22 protein-coding genes are annotated in these 22,526 nt (G+C 59.5%); 8 read left to right on the top strand and 14 right to left on the bottom strand.

From position 1 onward, the window contains the following. The first annotated feature begins 38 nt into the window (after positions 1-38). Both minD and minE read left to right on the top strand, forming a co-directional pair. On the top strand, positions 39-851 hold the full coding sequence (gene minD / locus CLU84_RS19935; protein ID WP_099739687.1) for a septum site-determining protein MinD: 813 nt from the start codon (positions 39-41) through the stop codon (positions 849-851). A gap of 5 nt (positions 852-856) precedes the next feature. Then, the gene (minE, locus tag CLU84_RS19930; protein WP_099739686.1) at positions 857-1,129 is read left to right on the top strand and encodes a cell division topological specificity factor MinE; all 273 of its coding nucleotides are present in this window, start codon (positions 857-859) and stop codon (positions 1,127-1,129) included. 127 nt (positions 1,130-1,256) lie between these two features. On the opposite strand, the gene gorA is transcribed toward minE, so the two are convergent. The 6 genes from gorA to CLU84_RS19900 all read right to left on the bottom strand — a co-directional run bounded on the left by gorA (position 1,257) and on the right by CLU84_RS19900 (position 7,099). Beyond that, the gene (gorA, locus tag CLU84_RS19925; RefSeq protein WP_099739684.1) at positions 1,257-2,621 is read right to left on the bottom strand and encodes a glutathione-disulfide reductase; all 1,365 of its coding nucleotides are present in this window, start codon (positions 2,619-2,621) and stop codon (positions 1,257-1,259) included. A gap of 90 nt (positions 2,622-2,711) precedes the next feature. Further along, positions 2,712-3,623, bottom strand: a complete 912-nt coding sequence (locus CLU84_RS19920; RefSeq protein ID WP_099739682.1) for a TauD/TfdA family dioxygenase — start codon at positions 3,621-3,623, stop codon at positions 2,712-2,714. Positions 3,624-3,746: 123 nt separating this feature from the next. After that, positions 3,747-4,271 carry a flavin reductase family protein gene (locus tag CLU84_RS19915; protein ID WP_099740069.1) on the bottom strand — a complete coding sequence of 175 codons (525 nt, stop codon included), beginning with the start codon at positions 4,269-4,271 and terminating at the stop codon, positions 3,747-3,749. A gap of 178 nt (positions 4,272-4,449) precedes the next feature. Beyond that, complete coding sequence (locus CLU84_RS19910) at positions 4,450-5,109, bottom strand: PolC-type DNA polymerase III (RefSeq protein ID WP_099739680.1); 660 nt, start codon at positions 5,107-5,109, stop codon at positions 4,450-4,452. A 35-nt stretch (positions 5,110-5,144) separates the two neighbouring features. Next, entirely contained in the window at positions 5,145-5,636 is a 492-nt protein-coding gene (locus tag CLU84_RS19905; RefSeq protein ID WP_099739678.1) for a MarR family transcriptional regulator, read from the bottom strand. A gap of 77 nt (positions 5,637-5,713) precedes the next feature. After that, positions 5,714-7,099: a D-amino acid dehydrogenase gene (locus tag CLU84_RS19900; protein WP_099739676.1), complete on the bottom strand. Its 1,386-nt coding sequence runs from the start codon at positions 7,097-7,099 to the stop codon at positions 5,714-5,716. A 44-nt stretch (positions 7,100-7,143) separates the two neighbouring features. Between CLU84_RS19900 and CLU84_RS19895 the strand changes: the two genes are divergently transcribed. After that, entirely contained in the window at positions 7,144-8,058 is a 915-nt protein-coding gene (locus tag CLU84_RS19895) for a LysR family transcriptional regulator ArgP (RefSeq protein WP_099739674.1), read from the top strand. A gap of 173 nt (positions 8,059-8,231) precedes the next feature. On the opposite strand, the gene CLU84_RS19890 is transcribed toward CLU84_RS19895, so the two are convergent. From CLU84_RS19890 to CLU84_RS19880, 3 genes are all read right to left on the bottom strand, one after another. Beyond that, positions 8,232-8,654 (bottom strand): universal stress protein, encoded by a 423-nt coding sequence (locus CLU84_RS19890; RefSeq protein ID WP_099739672.1) that lies wholly within the window; start codon positions 8,652-8,654, stop codon positions 8,232-8,234. A gap of 29 nt (positions 8,655-8,683) precedes the next feature. Then, positions 8,684-9,562: a metallophosphoesterase gene (locus CLU84_RS19885; protein ID WP_099739671.1), complete on the bottom strand. Its 879-nt coding sequence runs from the start codon at positions 9,560-9,562 to the stop codon at positions 8,684-8,686. A 66-nt stretch (positions 9,563-9,628) separates the two neighbouring features. Next, the gene (locus tag CLU84_RS19880; protein WP_099739669.1) at positions 9,629-10,609 is read right to left on the bottom strand and encodes a LysR family transcriptional regulator; all 981 of its coding nucleotides are present in this window, start codon (positions 10,607-10,609) and stop codon (positions 9,629-9,631) included. Between the two features lie 134 nt (positions 10,610-10,743). Between CLU84_RS19880 and CLU84_RS19875 the strand changes: the two genes are divergently transcribed. After that, positions 10,744-11,187: a hypothetical protein gene (locus CLU84_RS19875; protein ID WP_099739667.1), complete on the top strand. Its 444-nt coding sequence runs from the start codon at positions 10,744-10,746 to the stop codon at positions 11,185-11,187. A gap of 192 nt (positions 11,188-11,379) precedes the next feature. Here the strand turns inward: CLU84_RS19875 and CLU84_RS19870 are convergent, their stop codons facing one another. Next, positions 11,380-13,236, bottom strand: coding sequence for a phosphoenolpyruvate carboxykinase (GTP) (locus tag CLU84_RS19870; protein ID WP_099739666.1), 1,857 nt, complete (start codon positions 13,234-13,236; stop codon positions 11,380-11,382). 332 nt (positions 13,237-13,568) lie between these two features. Further along, the gene (locus CLU84_RS22265) at positions 13,569-13,706 is read right to left on the bottom strand and encodes a hypothetical protein (protein ID WP_199173806.1); all 138 of its coding nucleotides are present in this window, start codon (positions 13,704-13,706) and stop codon (positions 13,569-13,571) included. A 315-nt stretch (positions 13,707-14,021) separates the two neighbouring features. Between CLU84_RS22265 and CLU84_RS19865 the strand changes: the two genes are divergently transcribed. Further along, the gene (locus CLU84_RS19865; protein WP_099740068.1) at positions 14,022-14,792 is read left to right on the top strand and encodes a slipin family protein; all 771 of its coding nucleotides are present in this window, start codon (positions 14,022-14,024) and stop codon (positions 14,790-14,792) included. A 16-nt stretch (positions 14,793-14,808) separates the two neighbouring features. Here CLU84_RS19865 and CLU84_RS19860 read toward each other — a convergent pair whose 3' ends face one another. Beyond that, a complete protein-coding gene (locus tag CLU84_RS19860) occupies positions 14,809-16,008 on the bottom strand; it encodes a threonine ammonia-lyase (RefSeq protein WP_099740067.1) in 1,200 nt (399 codons plus the stop codon). 306 nt (positions 16,009-16,314) lie between these two features. On the opposite strand from CLU84_RS19860, the gene boxC reads away from it, so the two are divergent. The 3 genes from boxC to boxA are packed head-to-tail and all read left to right on the top strand — an operon-like array spanning position 16,315 to position 20,778. After that, complete coding sequence (gene boxC / locus CLU84_RS19855) at positions 16,315-17,973, top strand: 2,3-epoxybenzoyl-CoA dihydrolase (RefSeq protein ID WP_099739664.1); 1,659 nt, start codon at positions 16,315-16,317, stop codon at positions 17,971-17,973. A 25-nt stretch (positions 17,974-17,998) separates the two neighbouring features. Continuing rightward, a complete protein-coding gene (boxB, locus tag CLU84_RS19850) occupies positions 17,999-19,426 on the top strand; it encodes a benzoyl-CoA 2,3-epoxidase subunit BoxB (RefSeq protein ID WP_099739662.1) in 1,428 nt (475 codons plus the stop codon). A 41-nt stretch (positions 19,427-19,467) separates the two neighbouring features. Then, positions 19,468-20,778, top strand: coding sequence for a benzoyl-CoA 2,3-epoxidase subunit BoxA (gene boxA / locus CLU84_RS19845; protein WP_099739661.1), 1,311 nt, complete (start codon positions 19,468-19,470; stop codon positions 20,776-20,778). A gap of 116 nt (positions 20,779-20,894) precedes the next feature. On the opposite strand, the gene CLU84_RS19840 is transcribed toward boxA, so the two are convergent. Next, positions 20,895-21,467 (bottom strand): cob(I)yrinic acid a,c-diamide adenosyltransferase, encoded by a 573-nt coding sequence (locus tag CLU84_RS19840; protein WP_099739659.1) that lies wholly within the window; start codon positions 21,465-21,467, stop codon positions 20,895-20,897. A 79-nt stretch (positions 21,468-21,546) separates the two neighbouring features. Then, positions 21,547-22,512, bottom strand: coding sequence for a BMP family ABC transporter substrate-binding protein (locus CLU84_RS19835; protein WP_099739658.1), 966 nt, complete (start codon positions 22,510-22,512; stop codon positions 21,547-21,549). Between the last annotated feature and the right edge of the window lie 14 nt (positions 22,513-22,526).

The following is a 22,526-nucleotide window of genomic DNA, read 5'->3' as shown; positions in this document are numbered from 1 at the left end:
TCAACCTGCTCTATTTGTCTTTAAGGAATCGTGCAAACATGGCCAAAATCGTCGTCGTGACTTCTGGCAAAGGCGGTGTCGGTAAGACCACTACCAGCGCCAGCTTCGCATCCGGCCTCGCATTGCGCGGCCACAAGACCGCAGTGATTGACTTTGACGTGGGTCTGCGCAACCTAGATCTGATCATGGGCTGCGAGCGCCGCGTGGTCTATGACCTGATCAATGTCATTCAGGGCGAAGCCAATCTGCATCAGGCCCTGATCAAGGACAAGCAGTGCGACAACCTGTTCGTGCTGGCTGCATCGCAGACACGCGACAAGGAAGCGCTGACGCAAGAAGGCGTGAAGAAGGTGCTGGACGATCTGTCCGCCATGGACTTCGACTTCATCATCTGCGACTCGCCCGCCGGCATTGAAAGCGGCGCGCTGATGGCCATGCACTACGCCGATGAAGCGCTGGTGGTGACCAACCCCGAAGTCTCTTCCGTGCGTGACTCTGACCGCATTCTGGGCATGCTCAGCTCCAAGACGGAGCGCGCCACCAAGGGCGAGAGCATCAAGGAGCACCTGCTGATCACCCGCTACAACCCTAACCGGGTGGAAGATGGCCAGATGCTGTCGCTGGAAGACATTCAGGACATTCTGCGCATCGAGCTGATTGGCGTGATTCCTGAATCTGAAACCGTGCTGCAAGCCTCGAACCAGGGCATTCCCGCCGTGCACATGCAGGGCACGGATGTGGCCGAGGCCTATCAGGACGTGGTTTCCCGCTTTCTGGGTGAAGAAAAGCCCATGCGCTTTACGGAAGCGGTCAAGCCTGGTTTCTTCAAGCGTATGTTTGGTGGGAGGTAAGCCTCATGTCCATGTTGTCGTTTCTGCTCGGAGAAAAGAAAAAGTCCGCGTCGGTCGCCAAGGAGCGCCTGCAGATCATTCTGGCGCGTGAACGCGTGGGCGGTGGTGAAAGCAGCCGTCCTGACTACCTGCCCGCTCTGCAAAAAGAGTTGATGGCCGTGATTTCAAAGTATGTGGATATAAATCCCAATGACATCAAGGTGCAGCTGGAACGCCAGGAAAATCTGGAAGTGCTTGAAGTAAAGATCGAGCTGCCGGAGACCAGGGTCACCCCCTGAGCGGCCATGCCACATCCCCTCTCTCGCCGCGCGGGAGGGGTCGCGGCAGGCACTCGCTAATTAACTCATTAATTCATAGCGCATTGCGCTTGATGGATAAAGGAATGGGCCTGAAAAGGCCCGTTTTTTATTCCCGTACCGGCTCTCTCATGGTCACCAGCTCTTCGGCCACCGTGGGGTGAATGCCAATCGTCGCGTCAAACTGCTGCTTGGTCGCGCCGCATTGCAGCGCCACGGCAAAGCCCTGCATCAGCTCGCCCGCGCCCTCACCCACCATGTGCACGCCGCGCACGCGCTGGTCGGCCTTGGAGACGATGAGTTTGAGAAAGACATGCTCTGGCTCGGCCCCCATGCGGTTGGTCAGCGGCCTGAAGCTGGACTGGAAAATCTGCACCGCACCAAAGCGCTCGCGGGCCACTTCTTCCGACAGGCCCACAGTACCAATTTGTGGATGCGAGAACACCGCCGTAGGCACCAGCTCGTAATCAGGCGCGCTCTTGCCGCCCTGGCCAAACAGGTGATGGGCCACCACCGAGCCCTCCGCCAGCGCCACCGGTGTCAGCGCCATGCGGTCAACCACATCGCCCACGGCGTGAATGGACGGCACATTGGTGGTGAAGTGCGAATCCACCTCCACCGCACCCTTGTGGTTGCGGTGCACACCTGCCGCTTCAAGGCCCAGACCTTCCGTATAAGGCACACGGCCCGTGGCGTACATCACGCAGTCCACCACCAGATGCTCGCCGCTCTTCAGCTGCAGATGCAGGCCGTCTTGCTGTTTGTCGATGGACTGAATTTCTTCATCCCAGCGGAAGTTCACGCCTTGCAGTGCCATCTCTTGCGCCAGATGCAGGCCCAGATCGGCATCAAAGCCGCGCAGCAGTTGACGGTGGCGGTGCAGCAAAGTGGTCTGCGCGCCCAGCCCGTTGAAGATGGAAGCAAACTCAACAGCGATATAGCCGCCGCCCACCACCACCACGCGCTGCGGCATCTGCTGAAGGTGAAATGCCTCGTTAGAGCTGATGGCATGCTCCACACCCGGTATCGCAGGCAGGCGCGGCGTGCCGCCGGTGGCGATCAGAATGTGATGAGCGCTGATGGTCTGGCCGTTGACCAGCACGCTGTGAGGGCCTGAGAGCACCGCATGGCCGCGCACAATGGTGATGCCCGCGCCCGTCAGCATGCGGTCGTAAATGCCGTTCAGACGCTCAATTTCGCGGTCTTTATTGGCAATCAGCGTGGGCCAGTCGAACTGGGGCTGGGCTAGCTGCCAGCCAAAGCCCTTGGCTTCATCCACCAGTTGACTGAAGTGCGCGGCGTGGCTGAGCAGCTTTTTAGGAATGCAGCCCACGTTGACGCAAGTGCCGCCCAGCTGGGCCGCTTCGACCACCGCCACGCGGGCCCCCAGCCCTGCCGCCATGCGGCTGGCGCGCACTCCACCCGAGCCGCCGCCAATCACCAGAAAGTCGTAATCAAAGTCTTGTTGCTGCATGTTCTGTCTCGCTTGATTGAATGCTCAACGCCGTTGCGCTCTGCGTTGAACTCTACAAGACAAGAATGCAGCATGTGGCTTAAGCCCTTGTTAAAACGGTTTGTCACCAATGACGGTCGCCCGGTGCATGCGGCGCACGGCCGGAAAGTAGTCCTGAACCGCGTAATGCTGGGTGGAACGGTTGTCCCACATGGCGATGGTGTTGGGCTGCCAGCGCAGGCGCATCTGGTACTCCAGCATGGCGGGCTGGCGCAGCAAATACTCCATCAGGTCATGCTGCTGGGCGTGAATTTCGTTGGCCGAGCGAAAGCCGCTGAAGTCCGATGTGAAGTTGGCAAAGTGGGTGACGAAGGTTTCGTTCACATACAAAATTTTCTTGCCGCTTTCAGGATGGGTGCGCACCACCGGGTGCACCACGGGCTGGTATTTGCCGCGCGCCTGCGCCTGCTCTGCAGGCGTCATGCGCGCGCCGAATGAGGGCAGGATGTCATGCACGGCAAACAGCTTGGCAATTTGCTGCTTGCGCGCTTCGGGCAGCTTTTCGTAAGCCGCTTCCATATTGACCCACACCGTATCGCCGCCCACCTCGGGGCATTCCACGCAGCGCAGCACCGATGCCGTAGAAGGCATCTCGCGCCATGACACATCGGTGTGATAGACGTTCTCAGTCCCCGGAATCTTGCTGTTGCCACCCAGCAGCGCCAGCTCAGGATGTTCTGGGTGCTGCGGCAGCACGGGGTGATGCTCCAGATCACCAAAACGCCGGGCAAACGCCACATGCTGGGCTGGCGTGATGTTCTGATCGCGAAAGACAAGTACCTTGTGCTCCACCAGCGCCTGGCGCAGCTCCTGCGCCTGCTCATCGTTGAGCGGCTGGCGCAGATCTAAGCCAGACACTTCCACGCCAATGGCGGGGGAGATGCGCTTGAACTCAATACCCGTCTGGCTGGCAACATTCACGCGGGCCTGTGTATGGCTGATGCTGTCTTCGCAATCGATCATGACGTCTCTCCAAAGCGTTGCAGGTTGTCCTGCGGTCTGCAGGCATGCGAAGCAATCTAGAGCGAGCGGGAGAGATCGGTATCGTTCAAGCCGACTAGGTAGCGCACCTAGTCAGGCACAGGCTTACTTCTGGATGCCGTGGCTGTGCATATGACCCGCGTGATAGAGCAGCGGGGTGCGGTCCGCATGGTGCTCGCAGCGGTCCACCTCGCCGATAAAGAGCAGGTGATCGCCCTCTTCATGCTGGCGCAGATTGCGGCATTCAAAGACGGCGGTGCAGCCTTCCAGCAGCGGCACGCCATGCTCGGAGTCATGGTGGGCGGTATGGAGAAAGCGGTCTACACCCTTGCGTGCAAACAGCTCGGCCAACGGCTTTTGCGCGGAAGACAGTACATGAATCGCGTAATGCGTGCTGTGGCGGAACACGGGCAGCGAATTGGCATGCTGACCCAGGCTCCAGAGCACCAGCGCCGGCGCCAGCGACACGGCATTGAAAGAGCTGACGGTGGTTCCCACCGCATGACCCTCTGCACTACGCGCCGTGATGATGGTCACGCCAGTGGCGAATTGCCCCAGCGCATCACGAAATTCGCGCTGCGAGAAGGGCAAGGCCGAACGCAAGACGGAGGTAGGCAAGGCAGAGTTCACGAAATTAGCAGCACAAAACGGCGACCACAAAGGCGCGCCACAGTTCAATTTCAGCAGCGCCAGGGGCAGCTGCAGGGCGTTACCAATTATCAACTTGAACCCCACCGGTCACAAACCATAAGGGTTTGCAGGTCGATCTCATCAAATTTAATAGCTGCTTGCGCTTTATTGACAGAGGCTAGAGGGCAGAAACCTGTAAAACACCTGCTTGGGGTACCAGCAGGCTCTGCCCTGCCTGCTCCAGCAGCCAGCCGTTGACTTTGGCCTTGGTGCAGCGCTGTAGCTGCATCAGCAGCGCATGTTCAGGCCAGGGCAAGGCGTGGCGGGCGCATAAATCCTGCTGCATGCGCGCCAGCAAGGCTGCGGCCATTTCAGCATCGGCCAGGGCTCGGTGAGCGCGACCTGTGCTTGGCAGCTGCAGATAGCGCGCCAGGTTGCCAAGACTATGGCTGGGCGCCTGCTGGTAGATGCGGCGCGACAACAGCACTGTGCAGGCGAAGGGCTGGGGTGCGGGCTCGCCCGCCAGCTCCAGCTCGGCCTGCCAGAACTTGCTGTCAAACGCTGCGTTGTGCGCCACCATGGGCGCGCTGCCCACAAAACGGGCTGCGTCGCGCATGACCTCGGCGGCAGGCGGCGCAGTGCGCAGCATCTCGTTGGTAATGCCTGTCAGATCCGTGATGAAGGGCGACACCCATGCCCCGGTCTGCATCAGGCTCTGGAAGCGATCGACCACGCGGCCCTGCTCCAGCAGCACGATGGCGACTTCGGTCGCACGCGCACCCTGTGTGGGCGTCATGCCCGTGGTTTCAAAGTCGATGACGGCAATCGCAGAACTCATGCCTGCATTGTGCCGTGCGGGCGGCAGGGGCTGAGTCAGTCCGTCCCCAGCTCGTCTTCGCCGGGCAGGCCAAGGCTTTGCACCACATGCTCCAGCACGCCAAGCAACTGAGCCCTGCTCTGAACGCCAAGCAGCGCCTCAATCTCAGCGTTAATCGCTTCAAACTCCGGAAGGGTTCCGACCACCAGCGCCTGACCTTCAGGCGTCAGCACAAATTCCGAACCACGCAAATCCGCCACATGGCGACCGCGCTTGATGAGCTCACGGCCTTCCAGCGTTTTAAGCAGGCGCGACAGGCTAGGCATGCTGATGAAGGTCAGCTGCGACAGCTGCATGGGGCGCAGGCGCTCATCAGTCGCGTGTAGAACGCGCAACACCCGCCATTGCTGCTCGGTCAGCCCGCGTGCGCGCAGGGCTGGCCGAAAGCGCACGATGACGGCCTCTCTGGCCTTGAGCAAGGCCATAGGCAGGGAGTGCGCCAAAGAGCGCGAGGATGGGGTGGCTGAGGTGGTGTCGTGCACAGTCATGACATGGGCTGTTAGCTGGCACGATTGTATGTAAGAGCCCCGCTCCGCGATAGCGTCAATCTGGGCAAAAGTGTCAGTCAGACATGCAGAACCATCGCCTCCTGCCCAGCGTCCGTGGGCTTTGCACCCCAGAAGCCAAAATCCAACGCAGGCTGCTCTCCACTCATCAAGGCGGCCATGGCTTTGCCAGAGCCTGCGCCATGCGTCCAGCCCAGCGTGCCATGGCCAGCATTCACCCAGATGCCTGCCGCCTGCGTAGCGCCAATGCAGGGGATGTTGGTGGGCGTGGCGGGACGCAGGCCGCACCAGAACTGCGGGTCGCCCCCTTCTTCGGGCAGACGTGTGTCACAGACACCGGGCATCAGCTCTTCGACCCGCTTGACCAGCATCTCGCAGCGCGCACGCGCCGTGGGCGTGTCCAGACGCATGTCAAAGCCGCCCAACTCTATGGTGCCTGCCACGCGCAGCTGATTGCCCAGTCGGCTGATGGCGACCTTGCGGCTGTCGTCTATGGTTGAGACAACAGGCGCTTTTTCGGGCTGCAGCAGCGCCAGCGTGGCGCTATAGCCCTTGCCGGGGTAGATGGGCATATTCACGCCCAGCGGCTTGAGCAGCAGCGGTGTGTAAGAGCCGCAGGCGACCACCACAGCATCCGCGCTCAGCGTGCGCTCTGCACCGGCTTCGTTCGCTTTGTTAGCGCGAATCTTCACGCGGGCGGGCTGGCCTTTGCACGCAGCCTGCAGGCGCAGAATCTGCTGGTCGTAAAGAAACTCCACACCGGATCTGACGCAAAGCTCAGCCAGCTTTTCGGTAAAGACGCGGGCATCGCCAGACTCATCGGTTTCGGTAAACGTGCCGCCCGCAATCTGCGCGGCATACGGGGTGAAGGCAGGCTCGATTTTGAGCAGTTCATCGCGGCTGACCAGTCGGCGTTGCACGCCGTATTGGCGCATCAGATCCACACCTTCAGCGGCCTCATCGAAGGCCTGCTGGCTGCTGTAGAAATGGGCAATACCGCGCTCCAGTCGTTCAAAGCTGATACCGGTTTTTTTGACCATGTCTTTGAGCGCCACATGGCTGTACACCCCCAGCGCCACGATCTGCTGCACATTGCGCGCAAATGCCTTGTCATTGCACTGGGCGAGAAATTGCAGACACCAGCGCCATTGCGCTGGGTCAAGCTGAGGCCTGAACAGCAGCGGCGCTTGTTTGTCGAACATCCATTTCAATGCCTTCCATGGCGCCTGACGATTGGCCCATGGCTCGCAGTAGCTGACCGAGATCTGGCCCCCATTGGCATAGCTGGTCTCCAGCGCCGGGCCGCTTTGGCGGTCGACCACGGTGACGTGATGACCGCGCTCACGCAGATGCCAGGCGGTGCTGATGCCGATGATGCCGGCGCCAAGGACGATGATGTTCATGCGACCAGTGTCTGCACTCTTGCGGGCAATCAAAAGCACCATTAAATTTTCAGCAGTTTTATCAGTTTGGCTAATGGATTTACTGCATGACCTCCTGGGACCCCGCTGCGCTGGAATGCTTGGCCGCCATCGTCGAAGAAGGTGGCTTTGAGCGTGCCGCGCAAAAGCTGCACATTACCCAGTCCGCTGTGTCCCAGCGCCTGCGTGCGCTGGAGTCGCAAGTGGGCTCGGTGCTGGTAGAGCGCACACGCCCCGTCAAACCCACCAGCGCGGGGCGGTTGCTGCTCAAACACGCCAAGCAGCTTCGCCTGCTGCGCGCCGATCTGGCGCATGAGCTGCAAGAGCTGGCACCGCAGTCCGGGCAGAGTCTGGCCGGCGAAATTGTCTCCATCGCCATCAATGCCGACAGCATTGCCACCTGGGCCATGACGGCGCTGGATGAACTGGTGCGCAGCGGCCTGCCGTTGGAGGTGGTGGTGGACGATCAGGACTTCACACAAGAGCTGTTGCGATCAGGCCAGGTGATGGGTTGCGTGACCACACTCAGTCAGGCTCTGCGCGGCTGCACGGTACAGCCGCTGGGGGCCATGCGTTATGTGGCCGTGGCATCGGCTGACTTTGCCAGTGACAAGCTGCCGCAGGGGCTGACGCGCAAGAATTTCAATCAGCAGCCCTATCTGTCCTTTAACCGCAAAGACGATATGCAGGCCGAGTTTGTGACGCGCTGCCTGGGCCTGCGCAACCTGTCGCTGCAGCATCAAATCTTGCTGCCCAGCTGCGAGGCGCAAGTGCGCGCCGTGCGTGCGGGCTGGGGCATAGGCGTGCTGCCAGAGCTGTTGGTACAGCCCGCGCTGCAGGCCGGTGATCTGGTCAATGTCGCTCCCGGCCACGCACTGGCCATTGCGCTGTACTGGCATTGCTGGAATCTGGAGTCACTTGTGCTGGCGCGTGTCAGTCAGGCGCTGCTACACAAGGCGCAGCAGTTGCTTCAAGTGGCGTGAAGCCACTCTGAATCGCGCAAGAAAAAAGGCCATGCTTTACAGCGCGGCCTTGGAAGAATTTATTTCAAACGGAGGTGCTTTGGTTTTTGTAGCTGTGAGCGCTCAACTATCCTTGATACAAAGCTGATTTCTGCCTGAAATACATGTAAATCAGGCGCTAGCCGCTATGATTTTTAGCGAATCAGCAGTACAGGGATGGTGCAGCCAGCCAGCACTTGCGAGCTGACCGAGCCCATGACCAGACGGCCCAGCGCACCGTGGCCATGCGTGCCCATGACGATGAGGTCGAACTTGCCGTCCTGCGCTGCATGGATGATGGTGTCGGCAATGGGGCCCACCTTGGAGATGCTTTGCGCCTCGACGCCACGCCCCTTCAGGAACTCCTGCACGGGCTGCAAAATCTTGGTGGATTCTTCGTCGTAATACTCGTCCACCACCTCCTTACCCAGCGCAGCGCGGGCACGCGGAGGCAGCAACGGTTGCACGGTGATGATGGTGTACTCTTGGCCTGCACCCAGCATCTCCTGATGCGAGGTCAAATAGGTCAGCATTTTCTGGGTATACGCACTTCCGTCCACAGCGAGCAAGATCTTCATACCAATTTCTCCTTGTTGATACCTCAAGACTAAAGGCTTGCGGTTGACCTCATCTTGACTTGGCTCAAGTCAATTGTCGATGCTGGCAGAAAGTCATCCTGCTCGCCCTTGCGGGCATAACCCAGCGGGTTTGCGACCACCCGGCACTGCCACTCACTGCCGTCATCACGCAGGCCCTTTGCCACATAGTCACTGGCGCAATGCAGGTGACCATGCAGCCACAGCTGGGCATAGGGCAGATAGTCATCCATCACGTTGCAAAAACCGGCCGTTCCGGGCACCAGCCCGTAGCGCGGGTCGGCGCTGCGCAGGCTGGGCGCAAAGTGCGTCACGGCCACAGTGGGGCCGTCAAAAGGCTGCTGCAGCGCGGCGCGCAACCAGTCCTGGCACAACAGGCTTTCATCGCGCATGGGCGCGGCCAGAAAGGGGTCCCCCTGGCGGGTTCCGCCGGTCTTGCGTAGGTAAAAATTGGCTGCGCGAAACGCCTTCTCGCGCAGCCTGTGCAGGCGGGTGGTGTCGGTCACGCCTTCGTTCATGGCCATGGCATCAAAGTCGCTCCACAGCGTGGTGCCGATGAAGCGCACACCATCCATCACCACGGTTTCACGGTCCAGCCAAATCAGACCCAGCTTTTCACAGCTGCGCTGCAGGCGCAGACGCGCTTCGTCAAAGTCCTGCATGTCGTATTCGTGATTGCCAGGCACAAACAGCACGGGCGTGGGCCAGCCCGCGTACTGCGGCAGAGGCGAAAAGCGCTCCAGTCCAAAATTCTCACCATCCAGCTGGGAACTGCTCTGGTAGGAGCCAATATCGCCGGCCAGCACCAGCACATCGGCGCCCGCCGCCGGTTCGGCCACAAATTGGGGGTGGACTTCAAGGTGCAAGTCGGACAGTAGCTGGATCTTCATGTGACTAGTTTAGTAGTCTGTTGAGGTCTGATCGAAGATCGCGCTGCAACTCTCAACAAATCCGAATCAACCGTGCTGGGTCACCTGCGCAGAGCCGTTGGCAAAAGTGATTTCGGCCGCGCGCGACAGCGTTTTCAGCAGCCAGTCATAGGCCTGCGGGTGCGGGCCTCGGCGGCGCCACAGGGCATCAACATGCACAGCCGTCACATCAAACGGCAGATCGCGCAGCACCAGCTCGTCGCCCATGCCTGTGACTGGAACAAAGTGGCGCGGGAGTATGGTCAGCAAGTCTGAATTGGCCACCACACGCGCCGCCGTGAAAAACTGGTTGACGGTAAGCACCACTTCACGCGTAAGTCCCAGCGAGGCCAGTGCTTCATCAATAAAGCCAAAAGAGCGGCCCGAGAAGCTGACCAGCATGTGGCGCGCGGCGCAGTAGTTATCGAGCGTGAGCGGTACATGCTCAAGCGGGTGGCCCTTGCGCATCACACACAGGTACTCGCCTTCATAGAGGCGGCGGCTGTCAAACGCAACCAGCCCACCCGCCTGAGCGCGGGCCGTCAGATCGGCCAGCACGGCGGGAAAGTAGCCTACGGCCATGTCGGCCTCGCCAGCGTCCAGCAAAGGCCTGGGGTCGCGCGTTATCAGCGGCAAAAGCCGTATGCCTATGCCAGGCGCTTCCTGCTCAAGTATCGGATACAGCGGCGGAATCAGCGTGGCGGCCGTGGCATCGGCCATGGCGATGACAAACGTGGTGTTCGCTGTCTCGGGGTTGAACTCATCGGGGGCCAGCGCCCCTTCAAGGTGCTGCAGCGCCTCGCGGATCACCGGCCACAAGGCCTGAGCGCGCGGCGTGGGCTCAACGCCCTGCCCCTGACGCACCAGCAGCTCATCGCCCAGCACCTCACGCAGGCGGCGCATGGCGTTGCTGACGGCCGGCTGAGTAATGCTGAGCTTGTGTGCAGCGCGCGTCAGGCTGCGCTCGGACATGACTTCATCAAAGACGCGCAGCAGGTTGAGGTCTAGCGATCGAAAGTTCAAGGGCATGGTCTGCTCAATTCATCATTGCTGTGAATGCTACAGATTCAAAATATAAATTTGAACATATATAGGGTAATCCCTATAGTTACACCTATTCCCCGGGCATGTCGCCAAAAGCGTGGGTCAAAGGGTTAACTGCCATGAGCAATTTCATCTACAACTCCTACTGTGTCGAGCACCCTGGTGTGGTGCGTATTTATCAAACTGAGGAAGAGCGCCTGGCCGCTGCCGCAGCACCTGCACGCCGCCGTGTGGAATATCCACGCCAGCCTCTGCTGAGCTATCTGATTGCTGGCTCCGCTGTTTTAGCTGTACTGCTCGCCCACTGGCTTGAAACCACCGAACTGCAAGGCAATATTCCCATGCTGACCGCCTGGATGGTTGTATGGACAATGGCCTTCGCCAGCGTCGCCCTGTTCTCCACACCCGCCCGTCGTGCCATCCGCGCCGTACGCTCAGCCTATCGCGCCTGGATCAACAGCCGCCAACAGGCAGCTACCGATGAACGCGTCTGGAACGCCGCTCTACAAGACGCCCGCCTGATGGCTGATCTGGCCCGCGCCATGGATCGCCAGAGCCGCTAAGCGCTCGAAGTCTTCTCGCAAAAAGCCGCTGCCCACAAGGCAGCGGCTTTTTTCATACCTCGCCGGGATTTGCATGAAATCAGGCTCAGGCCCTTATCTAATAACCGTAGACAGCTATCAAAATAATGCACTCCAGACAACAAAGCCCTGCGGCCAATGGCTTGCATGGCTTTGTTTCAAACCGTTGACGGCTTAAGCGGACAGACGCTCTTCCAGCTTGGCCTTGGTATCCAGCATGGCCTTGGGCAGGTTGTAGGCCAGCTTGTCGAAATGCTCGCCGTGCAGCTTCATTTCTTCAGCCCAGGCAGCCTTGTCGATGTTGGTCACGCTGTCGAACTGGGCTGCGTCAAAGTCCAGGCCGGTCCAGTTGATTTCGGCGTACTGTGGCGCAATACCGAAAGCGGTTGGCTGACCTTCGGCCTGGCCTTCCAGGCGGTCAATCATCCACTTCAGCACGCGCATGTTTTCGCCGTAGCCGGGCCAGACGAACTTGCCGTCAGCGTTCTTGCGGAACCAGTTGGTGGTGAAGATCTTGGGCAGAGTCGCACCCTGGCCTTCAATCTTGGCACCCATGTCCAGCCAGTGCTGGAAATAGTCGCTCATGTTGTAGCCAGCAAACGGCAGCATGGCGAAGGGGTCGCGGCGCACCACGCCTTGCGCGCCAAAGGCGGCGGCCGTGGTCTCAGACCCCATGGTGGCTGCCATGTACACGCCTTCGGTCCAGTTGCGGGCTTCAGTCACCAAAGGCACGGTGGTCGAGCGGCGGCCGCCGAAGATGATGGCATCGATCTTCACGCCCTTCTGGTCGTCCCAGGCCTCGTCCAGCGCGGGGTTGTTGGTGGCAGCCACGGTGAAACGGGCATTGGGGTGAGCAGCCTTGGCACCGGTTTCCTTGGCGATCTGGGGCGTCCAGTCCTTGCCTTGCCAGTCGATCAGGTGATCGGGCAGCTTGCCTTGGTCTTTTTCCAGGCCTTCCCACCACACGTCGCCGTCATCGGTCAGCGCCACGTTGGTGAAGATCACGTTCTTGTCCAGGCTCAACATGCAGTTCGGGTTCGTCAGCATGTTGGTGCCGGGAGCCACGCCGAAGTAACCGGCTTCGGGATTGATGGCGCGCAGCGAACCGTCGGCCTGGGGCTTGATCCAGGCGATGTCGTCTCCGATGGTCGTGACCTTCCAGCCGTCGAAGGCTTTGGGCGGCACCAGCATGGAGAAGTTGGTCTTGCCGCAAGCCGAGGGGAAAGCGGCAGCCACGTGGTACTTCTTGCCTTCAGGATTCGTCACGCCCAGGATGAGCATGTGCTCGGCCAGCCAGCCTTGGTCGCGGCCCATGGTGGAAGCGATGCGCAGCGCAAAGCATTTCTTGCCCAGCAGCGCGTTGCCGCCGTAGCCGGAGCCGTAGGACCAGATTTCGCGGGTTTCGGGGTAGTGAACGATGTACTTGGTCTTGCTGCAAGGCCAGGTGGTTTCGTCCTTCTCGCCTGCGGCCAGAGGTGCGCCAATGGTGTGCACGCAGGGCACGAACTCGCCGTCGGTGCCTATCACGTCATACACGGCCTTGCCCATGCGGGTCATGATCTTCATGTTGACGGCCACATAAGGGCTGTCAGACAGCTCGATACCCACGTGAGCGATGGGCGAGCCCAGAGGGCCCATGGAGAAAGGCACCACATACATGGTGCGGCCAGCCATGCAGCCGTCGAACAACGGGTTCAGCGTGGCACGCATGTCCGCGGGTTCCATCCAATTGTTGGTGGGACCGGCGTCTTCCTTCTTGGCGGAACAGATATAGGTGCGGTCTTCCACGCGGGCCACGTCCGAAGGATCGGTCCAGGCCAGGAAAGAGCCGGGGCGCTTGGCCAGGGGCTTGAAGGTACCGGCGTCCACCAGTTGCTGGCACAGGGCGTCGTATTCGGCTTGCGAGCCATCGCACCAGTGGATCTGGGCGGGCTTGCACAGCGCAGCCATCTCGGCCACCCAGGCGATGAGCTTGGGGTTCTTGACGTATTCAGGAGCCTGAATGTTCAGGCTTTGCACAGCGGCGTTCATGGGGAAGTCCTTCAATTAAAAAACCAGTTTTTCAAAGAAGCAGTCCTGTGGACTGTGGCGACTGTTTCTTTGAAAAAAGGCTTTTGAAGGCGTCTTACCGACTTTCCTAGCGCTTGTCAGCAGCTGAAATCCGTCTGAAATAGTCAAAACTGCCTTGTTTTATATGGCAGCGGGAGATCGATTTTAGGGAGAGGCCATCGATTTGTCAGCAAATCACCGGCAATATTTATGCATTCTGAGCATCAATATATGCAAACATGTATCCATCCATGACCTGCGCTGCCATAAAAAAACCCCGCCATGCGGGGTTCTGTACAGGAAGGTTGGAATGGCTAGGCCATGTTCACGGCGATGAAGGCCAGCAGAAACATCATCACGGCGCCAGCGGCGGGAATGATGACAGGGATATAGGGCACCACGGCTTCTGCCGCATCCAGTGGTTCGTGGTTCACTGCGGAATCATCTGACATGTGATCAATGCTCCTCCTGAAGCTGGCGTTGAAACAAGCAATCTCTGCGTCCATTCTAGGCACAGCCCTTGCTGCCGTGCTCAGGGAAAGCCATAGCCGCACAAGCTCGTCGACGCTGATGCGAGCAGCTTCGTTCTCATTGCGCAGGAGTCAGCAAGGGTGAACAGCACTGCTTTGATGTCGGCCATGCGCAGACAAATGCGCACCGCTGGTGCATAGGAATATGCTGAACCCGTGGATGATTCGATGCCGGTCACAGACAGTGTGCAAGGCCTGCGCGCGGCAGCGAAGTCCATCTCCGAAAGGATGGTCAATATGCTGACTGCCTCTTTTTTGTTCTGGCCTATCGTCTTGCTGCTAGTCATCGGCCTGCTGTCCGTCTCCATCCGGATTTTTCGTGAGTACGAGCGTGGTGTGGTCTTTACGCTGGGGCGCTTCTGGAAGGTCAAGGGGCCGGGGCTAATCTTCATGATTCCCGGCATTCAGCAAGTGGTGCGGGTAGATCTGCGCACCGTGGTGCTAGAGGTTCCGGCGCAAGATGTGATCTCGCGCGACAACGTCTCGGTCAAGGTCAATGCCGTGATTTATCTGCGTGTGGTGAATGCCGAAAAAGCAGTCATCCAGGTGGTCAACTATCTGGAAGCCACCAGCCAGCTGGCGCAGACCATGCTGCGCTCCGTCCTGGGCAAACACCTGCTAGACGAGATGCTGGCGGAGCGCGAATCGCTGAACCTGGACATTCAGCAGGCGCTGGACGCGCAAACCGACACCTGGGGCATCAAGGTCTCCAATGTGGAGATCAAGCAAGTCGATCTGACCGAATCCATGATCCGGGCGATTGCCCGTCAGGCCGAAGCCGAGCGCGAACGCCGTGCCAAGGTGATTCATGCCGAGGGCGAGTTGCAGGCATCGGAAAAACTGTTCCAGGCCGCGAAAGTGCTGGCGCAGGAGCCTCAGGCCATCTTGCTGCGTTATCTGGAGACGCTGACCGTGATCGGCGCGGACAGGAACACCACGGTGGTGTTCCCCTTGCCCATGGATCTGCTGACGCCACTGCTCAAGAAAGCCGTACCCCTTCAAACCTGAGTGACAGCGACCAGATTCACGTCAGGGCCGCCTCCATGCCTGCGGCCCTCAGCGCCTGCAGCACCTGCTCCACATGGGGCTGGTTGCGGGTCTGGAGAACGAATTCAATTTCCACGTTCTGCGCGGCCAGCATGGTGAAGGCGCGCTGGTGGTGGACTTCTTCGATATTGGCACCCGCACCGGCCACGGTAGCCGTGATCTGCGCCAGCACGCCGGGAATGTCACGGGCGCTAACGCGGATGCGCGCCAGACGGCCAGAGCGCACCATGCCACGTTCGATGATGGCGGCCAGCAGCAGCGGGTCGATATTGCCGCCCGACAGCACCAGGCCAATTTTTTTGCCTTTGAAGCGATCGGGATGACGTAGCAAAGCCGCAAGGCCCGCAGCACCTGCGCCTTCAACCAGGGTTTTTTCAATCTCCAGCAGCATGAGCACGGCCTGCTCGATATCGCCCTCATCCACCAGCAGCAAATCATCGACACAGCGCTGCACCACCTCCTGGGTGATAACGCCGGGCTGGGTCACGGCAATGCCTTCGGCAATCGTCGATGTGCCCATGGGCAGATCGCTATGGCGCACCACGTTGAACATGGAGGGGAAGCGCTGCGTCTGCACGCCCACAATTTCAATCCCGGGCTTGATCGCCTTGGCCGCCGTGGCAATGCCGGCAATCAGGCCGCCACCGCCAATGGCCACCACCAGAGTGTCCAGGTCAGGCTGGGCCTGCAATATCTCCAGTGCCAGCGTGCCTTGGCCTGCGGCAATGGCTTCATCGTCATAGGGGTGGACAAAGGTCAGTTGTTGCGCCTGCGCCAGCTCGTAGGCATGGGCGCGGGCCTCGGCCAAGGTGTCGCCATGCAGCACCACCTCGGCGCCAAAACCACGTGTGCGCTCAACCTTCACGCCCGGCGTAAAGCGTGGCATGACGATGACGGCACGCAAGCCCAGTCGCTGCGCGTGATAGGCCACGCCCTGCGCGTGATTGCCGGCGCTCATCGCGACCACGCCATGGGCGCGCTCGGCATCGGTCAGCATCAGCAGCTTGTTGAGCGCACCGCGCTCTTTGAAGGATGCAGTGAACTGCAGGTTCTCGAACTTGAGATAGACCTGCGCACCCGTAATCTGCGAGAGCGTGCGCGATTCCACGAAAGGGGTTTGAAGGACTGCGCCGTTCAGGCGCTGCGCGGCGGCTTGGATATCTGCATAGGTCAGCATGGTGAAGCCATTGTGCAAGCAGCGCATGGCCCAGCGCATGTACTGGGTTCAATCATTTTTCCGCCAAGCGTCGATTTACTCATTTATTGATAGCTGTTAGCGCTTTATTGACATGCGCCAGAGGTCCAAAACACTTGAAATCCTGCTCGACGAAGGCGAGATATATGGCGCTAAGGATTTCCCTTAGAAATCGCAAAACATGCAACATAGTGCCTAAACCTGCGTGCATTTTTGGATTAAATCTGCATAATTGTGCCAGAACCGATTCAACAACTGCACTATCTTTCATCTCAGCAGGAGCCGAGCATGCAGCAGCAACCCGTCGTCGATTACCGCACCGAGCCCAGCCAGTACCGGCATTGGTCGTTTGAAGTGGAAGGCAACATGGCCCGGCTCAAGCTGGACATTGCCGAAGACGGCGGCATACGCCCCGGCTACAAGCTCAAGCTCAACAGCTATGACCTGGGCGTGGATGTAGAGCTGCACGATGCGCTCAACCGCATCCGCTTCGAGCAACCGCAGGTGCGTACCGTCATCGTCACCAGTGGCAAAGACCGCATCTTCTGCTCAGGTGCCAACATCTTCATGCTGGGTGTCTCGTCCCACGCATGGAAGGTGAACTTCTGCAAGTTCACCAACGAAACGCGCAACGGCATGGAAGACAGCTCAAAGCATGACGGGCTCAAGTTCCTCGCCGCCGTCAACGGTGCCTGCGCCGGGGGCGGTTATGAGCTGGCTCTGGCCTGCGATGACATCGTGCTGATCGACGACCGATCATCTTCCGTATCGCTGCCCGAAGTGCCGCTGCTGGGCGTACTTCCCGGCACCGGTGGGCTGACCCGTGTGACCGACAAGCGCCATGTACGCCATGACCTCGCCGACATCTTCTGCACCAGCGTAGAAGGCGTGCGCGGCCAGCGCGCGGTTGACTGGCGACTGGTGGACGCCATCGCCAAACCCGCGCAGTTTGCCGAAGCCGTGAATCAGCGTGCAGCTACTTTGAGCGAAAAAAGCTCACGCCCGGCATCTGGCAAAGGAATACAGCTCACAAAACTGCAGCGCCAAGAGTCTGCTGACGCTCTGAACTACACCCATGTCAGCGTGCAGATTGACCGCAGCAAGCGCAGCGCAACCATCACTGTCAAAGCCCCGCAGGGCTCGCAGCCCAGCAGCATTAAAGCGATTGAAAACGCAGGTGCCGCATGGTGGCCGCTGGCCATGGGCCGTGAGCTGGATGACGCCATCCTGCACCTGCGCACCAATGAGCTGGATGTGGGCACCTGGATTCTCAAAACCGAAGGCGATGCCGCCGCGGTGCTGGCCGCAGACCAGAGCCTGATCGCACACAAAGACCACTGGCTGGTGCAGCAAACGCTGGGCCTGCTGCGCCGCACCTTTGCGCGCCTCGATGTGTCATCGCGCTCGCTGTTTGCACTGATCGAGCCCGGCTCCTGCTTTGCCGGCATGCTGGCCGAGCTGGCCTTCTGCGCCGACCGTGCCTACATGCTGGTGCTGCCCGATGATGCCCAGCGCGAGCCCGTCATTCAGCTTGACGAATTCAACTTTGGCTTGCTGCCGCTGGTCAATGACCAAAGCCGTCTGCAACGCCGCTTTTACGAAGAATCGGCACCGCTTGAAGCGGCGCTGGCTGCCGTCGGCAAAGCACTCAATGGCGATGCGGCGCAGCAGCTCGGTCTGGTTACCGCATCGCTGGACGATATCGACTGGGAAGACGAAATCCGCATCGCCATGGAAGAGCGCGCTGCCATGTCACCCGATGCCCTCACAGGCCTTGAAGCCAACCTGCGCTTTGCCAGCCACGAGAACATGGCCACACGCATTTTTGGCCGCCTTTCTGCATGGCAGAACTGGATCTTCAATCGCCCCAATGCCGTGGGTGAAAAAGGCGCGTTGAAGCTTTACGGAACAGGCCAAAAGGCCGGCTTCGACTTCAATCGCGTTTGATAAGCAAAGCATTCAGGAGACCTCCATGAGCAGCATCGACTACAGCCAGAAAATCCCCAACAACGTGGACCTCAGCGGCGACCGAACCTTGCAGCGTGCACTGGAGAGCTGGCAGCCCAATTTCATCAAATGGTGGGACGATGTAGGCCCCGAAGGATCAACCAATCACGATGTGTATCTGCGCACCGCTGTCAGCGTTGATCCCCAAGGCTGGGCGCAGTTTGGTCACGTGAAGATGCGCGACTATCGCTGGGGCATTTTTCTCAATCCCGCCGATAAAAATCGCAACGTACATTTCGGTGATCACAAGGGTGAAAAAGTCTGGCAAGACGTGCCCGGAGAGCACCGTGCCAACCTGCGCCGCATCATCGTCACACAGGGTGATACCGAGCCTGCCTCGGTGGAGCAGCAACGCCATCTGGGCCTGACAGCGCCATCGCTGTATGACCTGCGAAACCTGTTCCAGGTCAACGTGGAAGAAGGCCGCCATCTGTGGGCCATGGTCTACCTGCTGCACAAGCATTTTGGCCGTGATGGACGCGAGGAAGCCGAGGCACTTCTGGAGCGCCAAAGCGGTGACGAAAACAATCCGCGCATCCTCGGTGCCTTCAATGAAAAAACACCGGACTGGCTGGCGTTTTTCATGTTCACCTACTTCACCGATAGAGACGGAAAATTCCAGCTCGCGGCGCTGGCTGAAAGCGCGTTCGATCCGCTGGCACGTACCACCAAATTCATGCTGACCGAAGAAGCGCATCACATGTTTGTGGGCGAGTCTGGCGTTTCGCGCGTGCTGGCTCGCACCTGCCAGGTGATGAATGAACTCAAGACCGATGATGTAAACAAGCTGCGCAATGCCGGCGTCATTGATCTGCCCACGATTCAGCGCTATCTGAACTTTCACTACAGCGTGACCATTGACCTGTTTGGCGCGGACCAGTCGAGCAATGCGGCAACCTTCTACAGCTCGGGGCTCAAGGGCCGCTATGAAGAAGGAAAACGCGAAGACGACCACAAGCTGCACGACCAGAATTACAAGGTTCTGGAGGTGGTGGATGGCAAATTGCAGGAGAAAGAAGTCCCCATGCTCAACGCCTTGAACGAGGTGCTGCGCGACGACTACATCAAGGACAGCAATGCAGGCGTTGGCCGCTGGAACAAGGTGATGGAAAAGGCCGGAATCGACTTCCGCCTGACGGTTCCGCACAAAGCCTTTAACCGCCAGATTGGCGCACTGGCTGGCGTGCGCGTAAGCCCTGATGGCCGCCCCGTGAACGAGCAAGAATGGCAGGTCAAAAAAGACGAATGGCTGGCCACCAATGACGACCGAAACTATGTGTCATCGCTGATGAAGCAATGCCTGGAACCCGGCAAGTTTGCGGGCTGGATTGCACCGCCCGTCATGGGCATCAATCGCCAGCCTGTGGACTTTGATTACGTCAGATTTAACTAGCTCTCGATCGCGCCAGTTTTACGCCATGTCAGGAGAAGAAGATGAGCACCACACTGGTTGAAAACGGCATCCTGAAGCAGCACCTGATTGACCCGGAAATCTGCATTCGCTGCAACACCTGCGAGGCAACCTGCCCGGTAGGAGCCATCACGCATGACGACACCAACTACGTCGTCATGGCAGACAAGTGCAATGGCTGCATGGACTGTATTTCGCCCTGCCCCACGGGCTCCATCGACAACTGGCGCTTGGTGCCCGTCAGCAAGCCCTATGGCGTGCAAGAGCAACTGGGCTGGGAGAGCCTTCCCTCCGAGCTTTCAGGCGATGCACTGGCCGCAGCACAAGGTGGTGACAATGCGGCCGAGGTGCATGATTTAAGTCAGGCACAGGCCGTGATTGCCGCAGCGGCAGGCCTTGCAGCCAGCGGTGCAAGCAGTGCCGACGGCGATGCATTTCGCGCAGCCAGTTATGGGGCCACCACACCGCCATGGTCGGCTGCCCATGCCTATACCAATCTGCACGGGCCCAAGGCACCGGTGACGGCCACCGTGGTCGGCAACCTCAACTGCACAGAAGCGGGTTTTGACAACGAGACGCACCACATCGTGCTGGACTTTGGTGCCATGCCTTTTCCTGTGCTGGAAGGTCAGTCGCTGGGCATCATTCCGCCCGGTGTGGACGCCAGCGGCAAGCCGCATGTGGCACGCCAGTACTCGATTGCCAGCGCACGCAATGGCGAGCGCCCCGGCTACAACAATCTGGCGCTGACGGTAAAACGCGTGGTTGAAGATCACCAAGGTTTGGCGGTGCGTGGCGTGGCCAGCAACTATTTGTGTGATTTGCAGGTGGGTGACAAGGTGCAGGTCATAGGCCCGTTTGGCAGCAGCTTTTTGATGCCCAACCATCCACGCTCGCACATCGTGATGATCTGCACCGGCACCGGCAGTGCGCCCATGCGCGCCATGACAGAGTGGCGTCGCAGACTGCGCAAGAGCGGAAAATTTGAAGGTGGAAAACTGCTGCTGTTTTTTGGTGCACGCACGCCGCAAGAACTGCCGTATTTCGGCCCGCTGCAAAGCCTGCCCAAGGACTTCATCGACAGCAATTTTGCCTTCTCGCGCATCGCCGGCCAACCCAAGCGCTATGTGCAGGACGCCATGCGCGAGCGTACCGCAGACCTGATGGAGCTGCTGCGCGATGACAACACGCACATCTATGTCTGCGGCCTTAAAAGCATGGAAGAAGGCGTGGTGCTGGCCCTGTGTGATGTGGCGCAGCAAGCCGGTCTAAGCTGGGAAGATCTGGGCACAAAACTCAAGCGCGAAGGACGTCTTCACCTCGAAACTTACTGAGTAATTTGCTCTTAAAACAGAAGCTTCCTGCGCTTGCTAATCAATGACTTAAGGAAAAAAAGCCTTGAAACCATTTATTAATAAGCGCAAGCAGCTTCGAATTAAATAGCAGTCAATTATTCAGATTCGGCCTGACTCTTGGCCAGTCGCTCACTCTTCCAGTACACATCATCGCCACCGTCCACACGGTTCAGGACACGGGCCAGAACAAACAGCAGGTCAGACAAGCGATTCAGATACTGGCGCGGCGCGGGGCGCATGGCTTCTGCCTGCTCCAGCGCCACCACATGGCGCTCGGCGCGGCGGGCTACCGTGCGGCAGATATGGGCTTGCGATGCTGCGCGTGTGCCTGCGGGCAAGATGAATTCAAGCAGGCGCGGCAGGTTGGCGTTGTAGTGGGCCAGCGCGTTATCAAGCTGCAAAAGCGCATCGTCCTTGAGCAGCTCGTAGCCGGGCATGGACAGCTCCCCCCCCAGATTGAACAGCTGGTGCTGCACCTCAACCAACAGGTCGCGCACATCCTGCGGCAAGTTCTCGCACAGCAGCAGACCGATATGGGAGTTCAGCTCGTCCACATCGCCCATGGCGTGCGGGCGGCCGCTGTTCTTCGATACGCGGGTGTTGTCACCCAGGCCGGTGGTTCCATCGTCGCCGGTGCGAGTGGCGATTTGCGAGAGGCGGTTGCCCATAAGTCGTCCTTTTGAATCAATGCGTTGCAGGCCTTGATTGTGCTTGACCGATGGAACACCCTCGCCTCAAGCATGCCAATCAGCTCACCAATTCTGCTTTCGGCAAGGGGAACTCGGCACCACCATAACTCAGCTCGATGAGGTGCTGGCTGCTCACCAGCTTATGCGCCCATTCATCGACGATAGCCCGGTGTTTGGTGGTGACGCGCGCGCCCATTTCCAGCCGCACCAGCTCCGGCTCTTCCAGCCCAAACGCCCGGTAGCCGCCCAGTGGCAGCGCCCCGCGCTCATGATCCTGAATCGCACGGAACAAGGCCTCACCCGAGTCGCAAATGGCCGAGGCGACAAACACCGAGGGATCGCGCTCCACCCAGTTAAGCACGTTGCCAATCTGCACCGCGCCATGTTCGCGGCAGGCCTGGGTGACACCGGGGCGGCCGCCATCAATCATGGCAAACACAATGTCCAGACCCGTCTGCTCGATCATTTGCGAGACGCAGGTTTTCGCCCACTCGGGCCGATGCTGATGGCCGCAGAACAGCGTGGCCAAATCGCCATGAAAACCAGCACTTCTAAGACCGTCTGCATAAGCCGCACGGCCACGCAAGCCGGGTGGCACTTTCTCACCGGAAAAGTGCCCCACGCTGCCCGTCTGGCTCCACTGGCTGGCGAGCACTCCGGCCAGAAAAGCGGACTGTTCCTGCAAGACCTCATAGCGCGCCACATTGGGGGCGCTCCAGCTGCCCTGGGTGACCACAAAAGCTTGTGCGGGCCAGCGCTCGGCCAGTATCTGCACCGGGCCATCGCCCTGACCGCCGTGGGCCAGAATCAGGTCGAAGCTGCCACCGCCCAGCACGCTCATTTCCTCGGCCCGTTGTTGTGCGGATTGAGCGGCCACCCACAGCACATCGACTTCATACCCTGCAAGCCTGGACTTGCGCACGCCCTGCAGGCCGGACTCATTGAAACTACCCTGTCCTTCAGGCCCGAAAAGCACCACAGCGTAACGCGGCTTTCTAGGGGAAATCTGCTTGTTATTTATCATTGTTTTTTCTCATT

It is taken from the genome of Comamonas sp. 26, from assembly GCF_002754475.1.
Taxonomy (GTDB): Bacteria; Pseudomonadota; Gammaproteobacteria; order Burkholderiales; family Burkholderiaceae_C; genus Comamonas.
The sequence above is the reverse complement of the archived record's forward strand: the minus strand, read 5'-3'. Positions and strand labels throughout refer to the sequence as shown.